Origin of the sequence: Dehalobacter sp. 12DCB1 (assembly GCF_004343605.1) — a bacterium.
Lineage (GTDB): Bacteria > Bacillota > Desulfitobacteriia > Desulfitobacteriales > Syntrophobotulaceae > Dehalobacter.
This window is the reverse complement of the sequence record NZ_POSF01000002.1, coordinates 188893-205866: the sequence shown is the minus strand read 5'-3', so window position 1 is coordinate 205866 and position 16974 is coordinate 188893. Positions and strand designations below refer to the sequence as shown.

Here is a 16974-nt window from a genome sequence, read left to right as displayed (position 1 = left end):
CGCATTCATTTACCCTCTTTTTTTACGTGATCTGTTCTGTTTCTCGGAAGGATAGTTTTTGCCGGATTTAGAGTGACTGCTCCTTGTCATACCAGCATACTCTCCTTTCAGTTCAATAATCGCATCCCTCAAATCAGCTGCGCGTTCAAAATCCAGTTCTCTGGCAGCCTTAAGCATCTCTTCTTCCAGGACCTGAATAGTTTTCTCCTGTTCCTCAGGTGTTAACTTGACGCCTTTTTCCCCATAGGCCGTCTTTTTCTCCGCAACTTTCGTCGCTTCAGGCACTTCATAAATCTGCTTGTGAATGGTCTGTGGGATAATTCCATGTGTTCTGTTATATTCTTCCTGGATCGCCCGGCGACGGTTGGTCTCACCAATCGCGGCTTTCATGGATTCCGTCATATTGTCCGCATACATGATGACTTTTCCGTTGACATTACGTGCCGCCCGGCCGACAGTCTGGATCAAAGACCTTTCCGATCTTAAGAACCCTTCCTTATCAGCATCAAGAATCGCCACAAGGGATACCTCAGGCAGATCAAGTCCTTCCCTTAAAAGATTAATTCCGATAATCACATCGATTTCTCCGAGACGGAGTTCTCTTAGGATTTCAAGCCTCTCAAGGGTTTGGATATCAGAATGAAGATATCTGACATTAATATTCAACTGTTTCAGATAGTCGGTCAGGTCTTCGGCCATTCTCTTAGTCAGCGTTGTCACGAGGATTCTTTCGTCCCTGACAATCCGCTGACGGATCTCGCCGATCAGGTCATCAATCTGCCCCTGAGTGGGCTTCACAATGATTTCGGGATCAATCAGGCCTGTAGGCCGGATAATCTGCTCGACAACCTCGCGGCAGTGCTCCATCTCGTATGGTCCGGGGGTCGCACTGACGTAGACCCTTTGAGGTACAACCATTTCGAATTCAGGAAAACGCAGCGGCCGGTTATCTATGGCTGAAGGCAGACGGAAACCATGTTCCACCAGTGTACTTTTCCGCGAGCGGTCCCCTTCGTACATACCTCTGACCTGAGGCAGCGTCTGATGCGATTCATCAATGAACATTAAAAAATCATTCGAAAAAAAATGCAGCAGGGTATAGGGTGTTTCCCCTGGTTTCCGAAACGTAAGATGCCGGGAATAATTTTCAATACCGTTGCAATATCCCATCTCTCGGAGCATTTCAATATCGTAGCGAGTTCTCTGTTCAATGCGCTGAGCCTCCAGCAGCTTTTCCCGGGAGCGGAAATATGCCAGACGCTCTTCAAGCTCCTGCTCAATATTTTCAGCTGCAAGCATTAATTTATCACGTTCGGTAACATAGTGGGAGTTCGGAAAAATAGAGATATGTTTTCTTTCTCCCAGGATTTCACCGGTCAGAAGATTCACCTCGTAAAGATGCTCAATTTCATCGCCGAACATTTCGATCCGGACTGCTTTTTCATCCGTAGAAGCAGGACATACCTCGACGACATCCCCTCTTACCCGGAAAGTTCCGCGATAAAAGGCAGTATCATTCCGATCGTACTGGATTTCAACCAGCTTGCGCAGCATCTGATTGCGCTCTATTTCCTGGCCCTGCCGCAAAGACAGAACCATATCCCGGTACTCGTCCGGGGATCCCATACCATAGATGCAGGAAACACTGGCAACAACGATGACATCTCTTCTTTCAAACAAAGCTGCTGTGGCCGAATGCCGCAGCTTTTCTATTTCCTCATTAATAGAAGCGTCTTTTTCAATATAGAGGTCATTGGATGGAACATAAGCTTCCGGCTGATAATAATCATAGTAACTGACAAAATATTCAACCGCATTCTCTGGGAAAAATTCCTTAAACTCGCAGTACAGCTGTCCGGCCAGCGTCTTGTTATGTGCCAGAACCAGGGTGGGCTTTTGAACGCGTTCGATAATGCTGGCCATCGTAAATGTTTTGCCTGATCCGGTAACCCCCAGCAGCGTCTGGTGTTTTTTGCCGGCAAGGACGCCTTCAGCAAGCTTGTCCACTGCCTGGGGCTGATCTCCGGAAAGACTATAAGGAGCCCGCAGTTGAAATTCCATAGAATATCCCTCCATCAAAGACAGTATATTTATTATATCATTTTGTTCTTATTCCCGCATTTTTCTTTCATCCTTGATGGAGGTCCGTCAAAATACTGCTCAGGAGCTCGCTGCGAAAATGGTCCAATCCCCTGAAATTCACGGAGTCATTAATTAAATTTTTTAATTCGAGGCGCTTCTTTCTGTATTGTTCAAGAATAGCTATCAGCTCCGTACTGTGACCCATCCGGAAACCCTGCTCTTCAATCCGGCAGGGATTGCCTTTCCAGACAGCCAGGTTCTTTTCCGGGAAGAGCAGACCGATGATTGTGTACGGTTTTAGCGGATGAACAATGATTTCCATGGCCTGCCCCAGGCATTTAACCTCTTCGAGCAGTACCCGCAGAAGGTGAGCTGACTCTTCGCCGTCCAGGCAAATCCGGTCAAAATCCCGAATATATCTCGGAGCAAGATTTAGCCACCCCTCTAATTGAAGGCTATGGAGAAAATAAAACGACAGATTGTTTGCTTTTATTCTGGAAAGGATTCGCGTGATCTCATCAATATGCGGCGAGTCATCACCTTGCTGGCCGCCTTGCTGATCGCCTTTCCAGGCCAAAGACAGGACAGTGTCCATGTTCCTGGTTTTGTCTTGACAGGCGGACCCATCCTCCTCATATTCCTTTTCTTTTTTTGGCACATAGTCTTTTCCAAGCTGGGCAATGATGTCCTGCTCAATGTCAGCAAGACTTGCTCCGAGCTGACTGATTTTTGGACTGTACTCTTCCAGTCTGCTCTGGCGGCAGAAGGAAGAAAAATCAATTTCACGGTGGTATGGACCGCTAAAGTTTGATTGCCAGTTAAATTCATTCTTATCGAGTAAGCATATTTTATGCTTGGGCAGATACAGACCGGCAACTGAATCGGCTTCCCTAATCGACCTGATATAATCAATATCATTTCCACGGTCAATTAGCTGAATGCCGATGAGCTTCATCATGGTTGATTTTCCGGTACCCGGACCGCCCGTAAGAAGATATGTATATTTAATTTCTTTCAGCAGTTCCGGCAGCAGTGATACGTAACCGTAAGGCGTGAATGCCTCAATATAATAGTGACGAATCTCACTTGTATTCCCCATGATGATTCCTCCAGTTCAATAATGTCTGTGAGATATTCTATGCAAATGGAACAGCCGGCGTGCTTCGCCCACAGCGAAACTGTGTCAGACTGATCATAGGGATAATAAGCAGATCTGCTTTAACTCTCTATGTGTATGTTTATTTTAAGAATGTATTACTAGGATGAGATTGCTCGTTAAATAAATCCGCAGCAGAACGGGTTTAATCATTCGTTCCGCTGCGGATTCTGTTTAGAGAAAAACACCTTTGACGTTTTCCATTTGGCTGAATAAAGATACTGTATCCTATTCTATCCTACTGAATTTTCTGCAGCAGGGCTTCAACCGCCTTGCTCAGCTGACTGTCGAAGACAGGCTCGGTGGGAAGGATGGTAGGCTTTTCTCCTTCTTTAAGTTCGACTTCAACATCGGGCTCGATTCCCAATTTATTAATATCATTTTTTTTCGGTGTCAAATATTTGTCCGTCGTCAGCTTTACGCTGGTGTTGCCATCAAGGGTAAATACCGTCTGCACGACACCCTTGCCATACGTCTTCGTCCCAACCAAAGTCCCGCTTCCGTAATCCTTGACTGCCCCGGATACAATTTCTGCTGCTGAGGCTGTATATTCGTTGGTTAAAATGACAATGGGCATATCGATATATTCAGCAGTCGATTCTTTCGTATCTACGACGGCGTTTCTATTCACGATGTGAACAATCGGCCCCTCCGGCACCAAAAAACTTGCTACTTTAATTGCGGCATTGACTTCTCCTCCGTAATTATAACGAAGATCAATAATTAAACCCTTATATTTAGTCAGATCCATCTTCTGTAAAACCTTCTCAAGTTCATCTCCTGTATTCATATTGAAACTGGAGATATCAATCAGCCCGATATCAGGCCTTCCCGGCAGGGAGATCCCTTCAACCGTCGGAACATTGATATAGTCACGGATAAGACTTACAGTAAATTCTGTCTTCGTCTTCGGCCGGTAAATTTTAACCGTCACCTTGGTCCCGGGCTCTCCTCTTAAAATCGCGACTGCTTCATCTTGGCTGATCGTGGAAACATCGGTCTCGTCAATTTTGGTGATAATATCTCCCGCTTCGAGTCCTGCCCTTTCAGCTGGAGAACCTTTGATCGGACGCATAACAACTAATTTTTCCGGATCTGCCGTACTTAAATGTACACCGATCCCCCCAAAGGTACCCTGGATCGAATTCATCAGCACTTTGTTTTCCTCGGCATCCTGGAAAGATGAATACGGGTCCAGCGAACTGACCATCCCTTCGATTGCCCCGTCAACGAGTCCCGCACGGGATGTTCCATTTAAATACTGGGTGTCAATAAGATAGACCACCCGCATAAGCCTTCCAAGGTGATCATAATTGGCCAGTACAAATCCACCAACAACAAGTGCCAGCCCCAGACAAAATATCAGGCCGACTGCGGCGGCCTGTATAAAAGCTTTTTTCCAATTCAAACGGTTGAACAAACGTCCACTTCCCTATCAAACTCATTTATTCTTTGTTAGTATATGCAGACTTGTACAAGTTAAGTCCAATTGATTAAAAATAGGCCATCGGGTTCGTCGGAGTGCCGTCTTTACGCACTTCAAAATGCAGGTGAGCCCCGGTACTCCATCCTGTTGATCCAACATAACCGATTGTTTGGCCGGCTACCACTGTTGTCTTGACTGCAACTGCCCTTGAAGACATATGGCCGTAAAGCGTTGAAATTCCATTACCATGGTCGATAATAATGGCATTTCCATAGGCGCCGTACCAACCGGAAAAGATCACCGTACCGGATCCTGCTGCTACAATCTTCGCCCCGTATGGTGCACCGATATCAACGCCGGTGTGCAGTTTATACTGTTTTGTTATCGGATGAACCCTGTATCCGAAAGTACTGGTAATATACTTGTATCCTGGAGCAGGCCAGACACTAACTGTCCCAGTAACTCCTCCGGTGTTATTCTTCTGCAATTCACGAATTTTTGACTCAAGTGCTTTGGAGTCCTTCTCCAGCTTATCAATTTGTTCGAGCAGCGCTTCCTGATCCTCCTTATTCTCAGCGAGTGCTACTTCTTTTTTTGACTTGCTGCTGTCCAAATAATTCCTTGCTGCTTCCGCCTGTTGTTTTAAGTTCTCCGCCTCATCCATTTTAGCGACTAGAAGTTCCTTTTTTTCATCTAAATCCTGTTTCTGAACGCGAATATCGCTTAAAATGGTTTGATCATTTTCAACTAGGCAGCTTAGATATTCTACTCTGGAAATGAAGTCGGATAAATCTGTGGATTGGAATAGAACTTCCAGATAGTTTACCTGACCTTCTTCATAGATCGCGCGTACCCGACTGCGCAGGGTATCTTGTCTTCCTTTCAGTTCCTGCTGCTTGGCTGTCACTTCCGCTTGAATCGCCGTTACTTCTTCCTGGGCATTCGCATAGGCGTTTTCTTTTTGATCCAGATCCACTTCAGCATCAGAAATCTGGGTTGTCAGCTGCTGAATCTGTTTCTCCATTTGTTGAGCTTTAGTTGTCAGGCTCTTCAGGCTTCCTTCCGCGTTTTTCTGCTGATTAAGAATCTTTTCCTGCTGCTTAAGGGCATCAGACAGTTCATCCGCGGTCACAGGAAAATTGAAAGTAACCATTAGGGTTAAAACAATCAACAAAACAGCCGGTCTTGTCTTTTTAATCATATTTTACGCCATTCCTCCCAAATAAAACTCAAAGCTCGTTAACCTTTGACGTCTAAAACCATAGAAAACTTATTTTAAAGGTTCAAAAATTTTCGTACAGAGAACGCACTTGCCAGAAATCCCATGGAAACTCCGCCCAGAACCATCAGCAAAAGCACATTGATAATGAACTGTTGACTGCTGACAACAGGCAGGAAACTCAAGGTCGATATAATATACTGAAGGAGCCAAGTATAGGTAGACCCAACCAGCGCAACGGCCAGGATTGCCCCGACCATACCGATGACAATCCCTTCGATAATAAAAGGCCAACGGACAAAGGATTTGCTGGCACCAACCAGGCGCATGATTTGAATCTCTTTCTCTCTTGAATTTACATTGGTTTTAATATTTAAAACAATTAAGAAGAAAGAAGCACAGGTAAATGCGGCAACAACGCCAATCCCAACCCAGCGAAGCCACTGAGTAAAGACAATCAGTTTTTCAACAAAGCCCTGTCCATAACGGACTTTTTCGACTCCGGTTAACCCACTTACCTGGGAAGTGATGTCTTTGACGAGACGGGCATCGGTCGTTGTAATTGTAATCTTATCCGGAAATGGGTTCACTCCGCCCAAATCCTCCAGAAGAGAGTCGGAACCCATAGATTCCTGAAATTCTATAATAGCCTGATCTTTAGTGGTAACCGTAACGGTTGCGACACCTTCAAGTTTTTGAATCTGACTTTTTAAATCGGTAATTTGTGCTGTCTCCAGATGATCATTTAAAAACACGGCAATTTCTACCTGGGATTCAAAAGTCTCGGCAATGTTCGATGTGTTGACTAAAAAGAAAACCGAATAACCAAGGATTGTTAAAGAAATCATCACTGTTAAAATGGATGCGGCACTGAGCCAGAAATTTCGTTTCAATGATACCAGAGACTGGATTAGAACATATTTTGCTGAGTTAAGTGACAATTTTATATGCCCCCTCTATGCTGTCATCAACAATCCTGCCTTCTTCAATCTTTATTACCCTCTTATTCATTTGTTCAATAATGTACCTGGCATGTGTTGCCATCACGACCGTGGTACCCAGCTTATTGACATGGTTCAGCAGTTCCATGATACTCCAGGAAGTATCGACGTCGAGATTCCCTGTGGGTTCATCCGCAACCAGCAAAGCGGGTTTGTTGACCAGCGCTCTGGCAATGCAAACGCGCTGTTGTTCGCCTCCTGAAAGTTCGGAAGGGAAGGCATTCTTTTTCTTAGCAAGGCCAACCAAATCCAAAATCGTATTCGTATTATCTCTGGTTTCTTTCATACTTTTACCAATAACCTGCTGGGCAAAAGCAACGTTTTCAAACACGGTTTTTGCCGGGAGCAGCTTGAAATCCTGAAAAATAACACCAATTTTTCTTCTGATCAATGGCACATGGCTGGAAGACATTCTGACAAGATTAACATTATCGATAAGTACCTGTCCCCGCGTGGCAATTTCTTCCCGGTAGAGCAGTTTGATCAGTGTCGATTTGCCAGCCCCGCTGGCACCAACCAGAAATAGAAAATCTCCCTTAGCAACGTCTAGATTGACGCCGAACAGAGCACGGGCACCATTCGGATAAATTTTAGAAACATTCTTTAGCTTAATCATTCATTGTCCTCCGGAAGCCTATTAACACTTAATTCTTCGACATTTTGTGTTATTTTCCTGTCTAAGACAACTAAAAAAATTAAACATTTCCTGAAAAATGGCAAAATCTCAGAAATGCATTCCACAATTGTTAAACGAATAGTGTAAAAAATGAATATATTGACAAATGACGGCAATTGAAAGAACAAATTGAGCAAAAGTAAAAAGCAGAATACTCCTCTTTAGGAATATCCTGCTTATATTTGTTCTGAAGCTCTTTATTTTTTGGCAATGACTCGTTTTACAGCTTCGATAATGTCTTTTGCTGTAAGATGATATTTCACCAGCAATTCATCCGGACGACCGGACTCCCCAAAAACATCATTGATCCCGATCCGGCAGAGTGGAACAGGACAATTTTCGCTTAATACTTCTGCCACAGCACTTCCAAGCCCGCCAATAATACTATGCTCTTCTGCAGTGACAACCGCTCCGGTTCGTTGCGCCATTTGGATAATGGTCTGTTTGTCCAGCGGCTTAACAGAAGCACAATTGACAACCGCAACATTGAAATCCTGCCCGCTAAGTTCATTCGCGGCCTTCAGCGCTTCCGCCACCATAAGTCCATTTGCAATTATGACAGCATCTTTGCCGTCTTTCAGTACATTGGCCTTGCCAATCTCAAACTGATAGGAAGCAGACTCAAAGAGCACCGGTAACGCCAGTCTGCCGAGCCGAATATAGACAGGACCCTGGTAAGCTGCAGCGGCTTTGATGACCTGACTCGTTTCCTCTGCGTCAGCAGGAACCAGTACTGTCATGTTCGGCACCGAACGCATCAGCGCCACATCCTCCACCGCTTGGTGGGAGGCACCGTCTTCACCTACACTGATTCCCGCATGAGTAGCCGCAATCTTCACATTGAGTTTCGGATAAGCGATGGAATTTCTGATCTGTTCGAAGGCCCTTCCTGTCGCAAAGATTGCAAAGGTACTCGCAAAAGGAATTTTGCCCGCCGCTGCCAGCCCTGCAGAAACCCCCATTAAATTTTGTTCGGCTATCCCCATGTTGATAAAACGCTCCGGAAAGACCTTGGCAAAATCAGCCGTTTTTGTTGATTTGGACAAATCGGCATCCAAAACAACAATATCCTTATTCTCCTCGCCAAGCTGCACAAGCGTTTTTCCGTAGGCATCTCTTGTTGCAACTTTTTGCGCTTTATTCAGATCAAACATCTCTGCCATTAGTTTTCACCTCTCAGTTCAGCCAGGGCTGCTTCCGCTTGATCAGGACTGGGTGCATTTCCATGCCAGCCCGCCTGGTTTTCCATAAAGGATACCCCTTTTCCTTTAATGGTTTTGGCGATAATCATTGTCGGTTTGCCCTGCACTTGTTTCGCTGCTTCCAGGGTATCCGTCAGTGCTTGAATGTCATGACCATTAATCTCCAAAACATTCCATCCAAAGGCTCTCCATTTGTCGGCAAGTGGAGAAGAATTCATGACTTTTTCCGTTGCCCCGTCAATTTGAAGCCCGTTAAAGTCGAGAATGCCAATCAAATTATCGAGCTGATAATGGGCTGCCGCCATTGCCGCTTCCCAAACCAGACCCTCATTCATTTCACCATCACCTACGAGGCAATATACTTTGTAGGTTTTTTGATCCATTTTGCCGGCTAGGGCCATACCGACTGCCGCTGAAATACCCTGTCCCAGAGAACCTGTGGACATATCGACTCCCGGGACCTTTTTCATATCCGGGTGCCCCTGAAGAAAGTGCCCGGTCTGCCGAAGATGCTGCAGTTCTTCGCGCGAAAAATATCCTTTCTCCGCCAAGGCTGCATATAGTACCGGGGCAGCATGCCCTTTACTGAGCACGAAACGATCCCGCTCGGACCATCCAGGATTGGCCGGATCAATATTCATGATTCGGAAATATAAGACAGCAAGGATATCTGCGGCCGAAAGGCTGCCGCCAGGATGGCCTGATTTAGCTTTTAGCAGCATTTCGATGATGTCCTGACGTATTCTGCAAGCGATTTTTTTTAAATGTGACATGTTATAAGGGTCCTCCTTTGCTTTGTTCCGATCCTTTGTTCCGAGTTATTTATTCTGTCCGACGATATGCTGAAGGTACGTCGAAATGAATGGATCAATTTCCCCGTCCATCACCGCATTGACATTCCCAGTTTCATAGCTGGTCCGATGGTCTTTAACCATGCTGTATGGATGAAAGACATAAGACCGAATCTGGCTCCCCCAGGCAATATCATTTTGCTCTCCACGGACCTCAGATATTTCCTCTTCCTGTTGTTTTCGCTTTAATTCTAAAAGCTTTGCCTGAAGAACCCGCATGCAATAAGCCCTGTTCTGAATCTGTGAGCGTTCGCTCTGACACTGAACAATAATTCCGGTAGGAAGATGGGTGATCCGGACTGCCGAGTCCGTTTTATTAACATGCTGCCCGCCGGCTCCGCCTGAACGGTACGTGTCCACCTTTAAATCTTCAGCATCAATGGTTATTTCCGTATCATCAGTGACTTCGGGAATCACATCGACTGAGGCAAAGGAAGTGTGCCGCCGTCCGGAGGCGTCAAAAGGAGAGATACGCACCAGACGGTGTACCCCTTTCTCACATTTGGTATAGCCATAGGCATTTTCCCCGGCTAATGAAAATGTCGCACTTTTAATACCTGCTTCTTCTCCCGGGAGAAGATCAAGCGTCTCGACTTTAAATCCCCGGCGTTCACCCCAGCGTACATACATCCTGTACAGCATCTGTACCCAATCTTGGGATTCTGTCCCGCCTGCACCGGAATGCAACGTTATAATCGCATTATTACGGTCATAAGGCCCGCTGAGCAAGATCTCAAGCTCCAAATCAGCAAACGTGTTTTTCAATTCAACAATGGTGTTTTCAATTTCCGGTTCCAAAGAGATATCGTCTTCCTCTACAGCCAGCTCCCAGAGCCCAGCAATGTCCTCAATCTGTTCCTGAAGCTGTTGATGAACCGTAACCTTATCCTTCTCTCGGGTCAATTCCTGCATAACCTTTTGCGCTGCAGAAGGGTCATCCCAGAAGCCAGGTTTGTTGAGTTCGTCCTCAAGCTTGGCAATCTTTATCTGACGGCCAGCAACGTCAAAGAGAAACCCTCAAATCTGCTAAACGCATTTTTAGATTCTCAATTTCTTTCTTCCAATCGGTGAGCATTTTTCCACCCCTAGATTATTTTTTCCAAAGCTTATTAAAGTAAAACAAATCTGTTTTGTCAATACTTTATTTAGCTGTTGATTCCGCAACATTTTTTATATTTCTTCCCGCTTCCGCAAGGACAGGGATCATTCCGGCCAATCTGCTCCCCGATTTTACGGGGCTTTTTGATATGTTCCTGTTCTTCCTCATAACGGTTCTCTGAGACCTTTTGTGCCTGTTCAGGGACCTGCGTTGTAATCCGAGGCGTTACTCTCAGGATATAAGTAGCGACGTCCTCCTGGATGGATTCTACCATGCCCTGAAACATATCAAAAGCTTCATTCTTGTATTCAAGGAGCGGATCACGCTGTCCGTAAGCTCTTAAACCAATCCCCTCCCGAAGGCTGTCCATCGCATCAAGGTGTTCCTTCCAACGGGTATCTACAACCTGAAGGACTACTGCTCTTTCAATTTGGCGCATAAGCTCTGAACCGTACTGGGCTTCTCTGCTCTCATATAATTCATGTATACCGTCAATCAATAGCTCTTCAACTTCTTCTTTAGCTAAATTACCAATCTGTTCAGGTGTAAATTCATGATCAGGTAAAATAACATTGTCGACATAATCTAGGAAACTGACCATATCCCATTCTTCCGGATACGGACTGTTTCCGCTGTAACGTGCAATGGTATCAGCAATGACTTTTTCAATCATTTCCATTACCTGTTCCTTAAGGTTTTCTCCTGTAAGAACGGATCTGCGCTGTGAGTAGATAATCTCACGCTGCTTGTTCATGACATCGTCATAATTCAGCACGTGTTTACGGATGTCAAAGTTTCTGCCTTCGACTCTCTTTTGGGCTGTTTCAATACTGCGGCTCACAATTCTGGATTCGACAGGAACACTATCATCCATCCCGAGTTTGTCCATCAGTCCTGCAATATTGTCGCCACCGAAAAGCCGCATCAAATCATCATCAAGCGAAATATAGAACTGGGAAGATCCCGGGTCACCCTGACGTCCGGAACGTCCCCGCAGCTGATTATCAATCCGGCGGGATTCATGCCTTTCCGTTCCGATAATATGCAATCCGCCAAGTTCTTTGACGCCTTCCCCAAGAACAATATCTGTTCCTCTGCCTGCCATATTGGTTGCAATGGTTACCATACCCGGTTCCCCCGCCTTGGCGACGATCTGGGCTTCCAGTTCATGAAACTTAGCATTTAGCACCTGGTGCGGAACACCTTTCTTTTTTAGCATGTCGCTGAGCTTCTCGGATTTTTCAATGGAAATCGTTCCAACAAGTACTGGCTGACTCTTGGCATTCTTCTCCGCAATGTCCGCAACTACGGCGTTAAACTTGCCCTCTTCCGTCCTGTAGATAACATCAGGCAGATCCTGTCTGACCATTGGAAGATTTGTCGGCACTTCTACGACGTCCAACCTGTAAATATTAATAAATTCTTGTTCTTCCGTTTTCGCGGTACCAGTCATGCCGCCAAGTTTCTTAAACATCCGAAAAAAGTTTTGAAACGTAATGGTTGCCAGCGTCTGAGACTCTCTCTCAATCTTGACGTTTTCCTTGGCTTCAATCGCTTGATGAAGTCCCTCGCTGTATCTGCGTCCAAACATTAAGCGGCCTGTAAATTCATCAACAATAATAACCTGGCCATCCTTCACCACATAGTCGCGGTCACGCTTGAACAGGGTATGCGCTTTCAAAGCCTGATTGACGTGATGCGCAACTTCATTGTGCAGGTCATCGTATAAGTTATCCACCCCAAGCATGGTTTCAACCCTGGATACCCCATTCTCCGTCAATGTTACAACTCTGTCTTTTTCATTAACATGATAGTCTTCCTCCGGTTTAAGGCGGGGGACAACCTTTGCAACTCGGTAATACAGCTCTGTAGGTTTATCAGCTTCTCCGGAAATAATCAGTGGTGTCCTGGCTTCATCGATCAGAATCGAGTCAACTTCGTCCACAATGGCATAATTGAGCTCCCGTTGGACGACAGCGGCAGGATTGACGGACATATTATCTCTTAGATAGTCGAATCCGAATTCATTATTCGTGCCATACGTAATGTCGGCATTATAGCTAGTCCGCCGTTGTTCGTGCGTAAGACCATGCACGATCAAACCAACGGATAAACCAAGGAAGTTATAAACCTGTCCCATCCAGTTGGCATCACGGGTAGCCAGATAATCGTTAACCGTCACAACATGGACACCCAGCCCGGTTAAGGCATTTAGATACGTAGGCAAGGTTGCAACCAGCGTTTTGCCTTCCCCTGTCTTCATTTCAGCGATTCTTCCATCGTGAAGGACCATTCCGCCGATAAGCTGAACATCATAGTGCCGCTGTCCGAGAACTCTTTTTGAAGCCTCCCTGACGACTGCAAAGGCTTCCGGCAAAAGATCATCCAATGTCTCGCCCTGTTCCAGTCTTTCCTTGAATTCTACTGTTTTTGCTCTGAGTTCATCATCAGAGAGCACCTGTATAGATGGTTCCAGCTGATTGATTTTATCAACTTTCTTTTGGTACTTTTTTATATCTCTGGCGTTGTCATCAATCAAATTTTTTAAAAAACCCATTTTGGTCCACCTTTCACCTTGCGCGGTGTGCTTAATATGATTATTCTATCACTGTCTTACTGAAGGTTCAATCTGAGCAAAAAGATATCCCGCATAGGCGGGACACTTTTTTGCTCAGGATATGCGATTAATAAACCTGAGTCGTTCATCTGTTTTAGTATTCCGGCTCCAGTAAGCCATAACCGCCGTGTTTGCGCCGGTAAACAATATTTATCTGCTCCGTATCTGCATTGGCAAATACGAAAAAATTATGTCCGATCAGGTCCATCTGCATCACTGCTTCGTCAATCGACATAAGCTTAGCTGAAAACTTTTTCGTTTTTACAATGCTATTATTATCAAAGATTTCTTCATCATCATCGAGGATATAGCTCGGCTCCTCCTTCGCGGATTTTATTCTCTTTTTCCCAATACGCTTGCGGTATTTTTCCATTTGGCGTTCCAGCTTATCCACTACCAGGTCGATGGAGGAATACATATCATCTGTTTCTTCCTCACCTCTCAGGAGAAATCCGTTCAGCGGGGCAGTAACCTCAACTTTTTGACGTTCTTTTTCTACGGACAGCATGACTTGAATATCGAGAAAATCATCGGAGTACTTCTCCAGCTTACGGACTCTTTTTTCAACATAATCCTTCAGCGCGTCCGTTATTTTCATTTGCTTGCCTCGAACATTGATATTCATAGTCTCAACCCCTTTCGCCTGATATAGTATTATAATTCATCTTTTCTAATTAAATTCCTGCCATATTTTATCTTTGTCTAGAAGTATTATTACCTTAACAAACTGAAAACATCCTGAGAAGCAGTATCTTGTTAACCTTAAAATGATATATAATGGCCATCCATGGCTATTGAAGGATCGAGGCATACCCAGGCGCACTGACGTCCAGGGATGGACTAATACCACGGTGCCATGGATAGCAAGAAACAGTAGATAACGCAGTATTGCGAAAAATTTGCCGTCAGGATATATGGGATTTCGGGTTAATATGAGACTAGCATTTCGGTTTATTGAAGTTATACACAACAAATTGTGGATAATGTTGATAACTTTACTTTTTGGCGTATATTTTCATTTTTATTGGTGGATAAAATTGTGAGCAGTCCATCGATTAGTACAATAGTCCTATTTTTGTCTTTATTCTGCAATTTTCTGTAAAAAATAATTTTTCTTCGGCAAATTGTCTTATTCTTCTTTACCCGCGCCAAGACAAAAAGCATAGACCTTTTTTACCCCATTCTTTTTTAGTACCCCGGCGCATTCTTCGAGTGTTGAGCCTGTTGTCACCACATCATCAATCAGCCAGACAATTTCCCTGAGATCACTGTAATCGGGTTTAACTGAGAAGGCGTCCCGGAGGTTCCGTAGCCTTTGTCTGCGTCCAAGTGTAGTCTGAGGAATTGTATCCTTCATTCGGTCAAGCAGATTCTGATAGGGAATTACCAGCTGTCTACTGATGATTGAGGCCAGCACCTCTGCTTGATTGAATCCTCTTTGAGCCAGCCTGTCCCGATGCATCGGTACCGGAATCACTAGGTCAGGAGGCGGCAAGCTGCGGATTACCCATGGTATGATCATTTCTGCCAGAGACGCCAGCAAATATGGCTGTCCCTTATATTTAATTTGCTGGACCAGTTCTTTCCAGGCACCTTTGTAATGACCCAGGCAGGTTACCTTATCCAATCTTTTCGGGCCTTTTCCTGTTTCACAATTTCGGCAACGTGTTTTGGTCTCGGCAAGAATTTTGCCGCAAGAATCGCAGCGAGGCAAATCCGGAAAGAAGTAGGTCTGCTGACAAATCAGACAGACCGGTTCGGCTGATACATTGCCGCAAAGCAGACAATACGCTGTCTTTTCATACCACAAAAGCGCTGCGTTTTCTTTAAGTTTCGAGAATAGATCAACCATTCAGACAGCCCCATTCTTCAGCTAGCCTATTCTGGTCCTGAATCCAGCGATTGGCCTCGATCATGGCCCGGGTTTGTTTGGCATAAATAAAAACAGCTCTTCCAACCGGACATTCTGCACTCCGGCCCGTTCTGCCGGCCATCTGGACCAAAGCCCTCGCATCATAGAGGGCATGATCCGCAAATAAAACTGCAACCTGTACACCTTTGATGGTTATGCCTCTTTCTAAAATGGATGTACAGACAAAAATATCAATATCGCCCTGCCTGAAAAGTACGGTTTTTTTTCTCCTTGCAGCATCTGAGCTCCAGCTTCCCTCCACGCACAGATCGCCAAAAGCTGTTTTCAGCACACCCGTCCATTCTTTAACCAACGCAACTGTGGGGACAAAGACCAGAATCGGACCGTCCGTAATTAATTCCAGCAATATTTTTTTTAATTTAACCACCGAACGATCCCCGGTCAATCTATTTTTTTGCCATTCAGGGACCGGAACAGGAAAGCCATGATGTCTAGCAGGGAGTCTGACAATCGTGCATTCCCGGCTCTTGACCCGTGATAGAATTTTTGCAGATGGTGTCGCTGTCAGACAGATAATTTGCCCATCTGGCCTTAACGCCTGTCTGATTCCATATTCCAGGACGCTGCTTCCTTCATACGGATAGGCGTCAGTCTCATCAAGAATAATCAAGTGAAAAGCCTGATAGAATCTCAGAACCTGATGCGTTGTTGCGACGGTTAGCTTTGAGGGCTCCATATCCTGCGGCAGCGCTCCACTTAGAATTTTGATATTGTATTCCAAAAAATTTTTCTGCAAACGAGGCTGGACATCATGCACAACGTCCTGTCTAGGTGCCGCAAAAAGAACCTTCTTATTTTGACGCAAAAAACTGTCGATTAAAGGGAAACAAACCTCTGTTTTTCCAGCACCGCAAGCGGCCCAAAGCAGCGTTTCTTTTGCTTTTTGCCGGTGCACCTGCTGCCAAAGCTCTCCGGCTGTCTTTTCCTGCGCAAAAGTAAATTCCAGACTATAATTCCGGACAGTTTGATCTGGTTCACACTTATCCGTATCCATCTGTGTTTGACCCACAACATCGACGGAATGAAGCCTAAAAAGAATTTGCAGAGAATTGAGCGGTCCAATTTCCCGACAGTCAAGGCAGGTATATGTATCGCCATACAGTGATGGCCATTCTTCATAATGACTGCTTCCGCAGCGCCGGCAGAAATACGTGGATCGAACCTGTTCAAAAATCGGCAGCCACGCTGCATTTCCACTCTGCACAGCTTTTTGCATGAAGCCCAGAAGTTCCTTCGTACTAACGCCGAGCTCCTTCTCCACAATCCAAAACTCATTCTCGGCAAGCTGCCTGCCCTCCGCCATTCTTAGGAATTTTTGGTATATGGTTTCATTCTGCAGTACTTCAATATTGAATGCCTCCGGCAAGGCCTCCCGGCTAATATTCTGCCACCAAACCTTCTCTCGAACACCCATATTTTCTTTTTTCATACGCTTTGTTAGCTTTTGGGCAAGCTTATTTTCAAAGTCCCTGTTTATGACTGGTGCTGATGGCAGCACCGGTGAAAATGGCGGCGTGGCTGGTTGGGCGCTTACTGGTTGCACTGTTGGTTTTTTATCAGGCAGCTCTGCTGTGATGGCCAGCAGCTTTTCTAACGGCAACCCAGGGCTCAAATACCTTGTCCACCCTCCCAGGATCAGGCCCGCAGAAGGCAGTGGAGAAAAACAGAATTCTTCATTGTCTTTGGCTAAAATGTAGAAAAGCACGCTTTTG

Annotated in this window: 13 protein-coding genes; all 13 read right to left on the bottom strand. The window is 45.2% G+C overall.

Going from position 1 to position 16974, the window contains the following annotated elements; genetic code table 11:
* Nucleotides 1-9: 9 nt before the first annotated feature.
* Nucleotides 10-2061, bottom strand: a complete 2052-nt coding sequence (gene uvrB / locus C1I38_RS01630; protein ID WP_119775559.1) for an excinuclease ABC subunit UvrB — start codon at nt 2059-2061, stop codon at nt 10-12.
* A 67-nt stretch (nt 2062-2128) separates the two neighbouring features.
* The gene (locus C1I38_RS01625; RefSeq protein WP_119775557.1) at nt 2129-3181 is read right to left on the bottom strand and encodes a hypothetical protein; all 1053 of its coding nucleotides are present in this window, start codon (nt 3179-3181) and stop codon (nt 2129-2131) included.
* A gap of 295 nt (nt 3182-3476) precedes the next feature.
* Nucleotides 3477-4658, bottom strand: a complete 1182-nt coding sequence (locus C1I38_RS01620) for a S41 family peptidase (RefSeq protein ID WP_026156408.1) — start codon at nt 4656-4658, stop codon at nt 3477-3479.
* A gap of 73 nt (nt 4659-4731) precedes the next feature.
* The gene (locus C1I38_RS01615) at nt 4732-5865 is read right to left on the bottom strand and encodes a peptidoglycan DD-metalloendopeptidase family protein (RefSeq protein WP_020492027.1); all 1134 of its coding nucleotides are present in this window, start codon (nt 5863-5865) and stop codon (nt 4732-4734) included.
* Nucleotides 5866-5939: 74 nt separating this feature from the next.
* Nucleotides 5940-6824, bottom strand: a complete 885-nt coding sequence (gene ftsX, locus C1I38_RS01610; RefSeq protein ID WP_119775555.1) for a permease-like cell division protein FtsX — start codon at nt 6822-6824, stop codon at nt 5940-5942.
* Nucleotides 6814-7500, bottom strand: coding sequence for a cell division ATP-binding protein FtsE (ftsE, locus tag C1I38_RS01605; RefSeq protein WP_020492025.1), 687 nt, complete (start codon nt 7498-7500; stop codon nt 6814-6816). Before ftsE ends, ftsX begins: the two co-directional genes overlap by 11 nt.
* A 257-nt stretch (nt 7501-7757) precedes the next feature.
* Nucleotides 7758-8723 carry a transketolase family protein gene (locus tag C1I38_RS01600; protein ID WP_119775553.1) on the bottom strand — a complete coding sequence of 322 codons (966 nt, stop codon included), beginning with the start codon at nt 8721-8723 and terminating at the stop codon, nt 7758-7760.
* The gene (locus C1I38_RS01595) at nt 8723-9535 is read right to left on the bottom strand and encodes a transketolase (protein ID WP_119775552.1); all 813 of its coding nucleotides are present in this window, start codon (nt 9533-9535) and stop codon (nt 8723-8725) included. Before C1I38_RS01595 ends, C1I38_RS01600 begins: the two co-directional genes overlap by 1 nt.
* A gap of 45 nt (nt 9536-9580) precedes the next feature.
* Nucleotides 9581-10688 (bottom strand): peptide chain release factor 2 gene (gene prfB, locus C1I38_RS01590; protein ID WP_243103696.1). Its coding sequence is split into 2 segments (ribosomal slippage): nt 9581-10618 and nt 10620-10688, totalling 1107 coding nucleotides; the frame shifts between segments, so codons are not numbered across the junction.
* A 70-nt stretch (nt 10689-10758) separates the two neighbouring features.
* Nucleotides 10759-13269 carry a preprotein translocase subunit SecA gene (secA, locus tag C1I38_RS01585; protein WP_119775550.1) on the bottom strand — a complete coding sequence of 837 codons (2511 nt, stop codon included), beginning with the start codon at nt 13267-13269 and terminating at the stop codon, nt 10759-10761.
* Nucleotides 13270-13423: 154 nt separating this feature from the next.
* On the bottom strand, nt 13424-13954 hold the full coding sequence (gene raiA / locus C1I38_RS01580) for a ribosome-associated translation inhibitor RaiA (protein WP_020492020.1): 531 nt from the start codon (nt 13952-13954) through the stop codon (nt 13424-13426).
* A gap of 504 nt (nt 13955-14458) precedes the next feature.
* Nucleotides 14459-15181 carry a ComF family protein gene (locus C1I38_RS01575; protein ID WP_119775549.1) on the bottom strand — a complete coding sequence of 241 codons (723 nt, stop codon included), beginning with the start codon at nt 15179-15181 and terminating at the stop codon, nt 14459-14461.
* Nucleotides 15174-16967 carry a DEAD/DEAH box helicase family protein gene (locus C1I38_RS01570; protein WP_119775547.1) on the bottom strand — a complete coding sequence of 598 codons (1794 nt, stop codon included), beginning with the start codon at nt 16965-16967 and terminating at the stop codon, nt 15174-15176. The genes C1I38_RS01575 and C1I38_RS01570 overlap by 8 nt, the downstream gene beginning before the upstream one ends.
* Between the last annotated feature and the right edge of the window lie 7 nt (nt 16968-16974).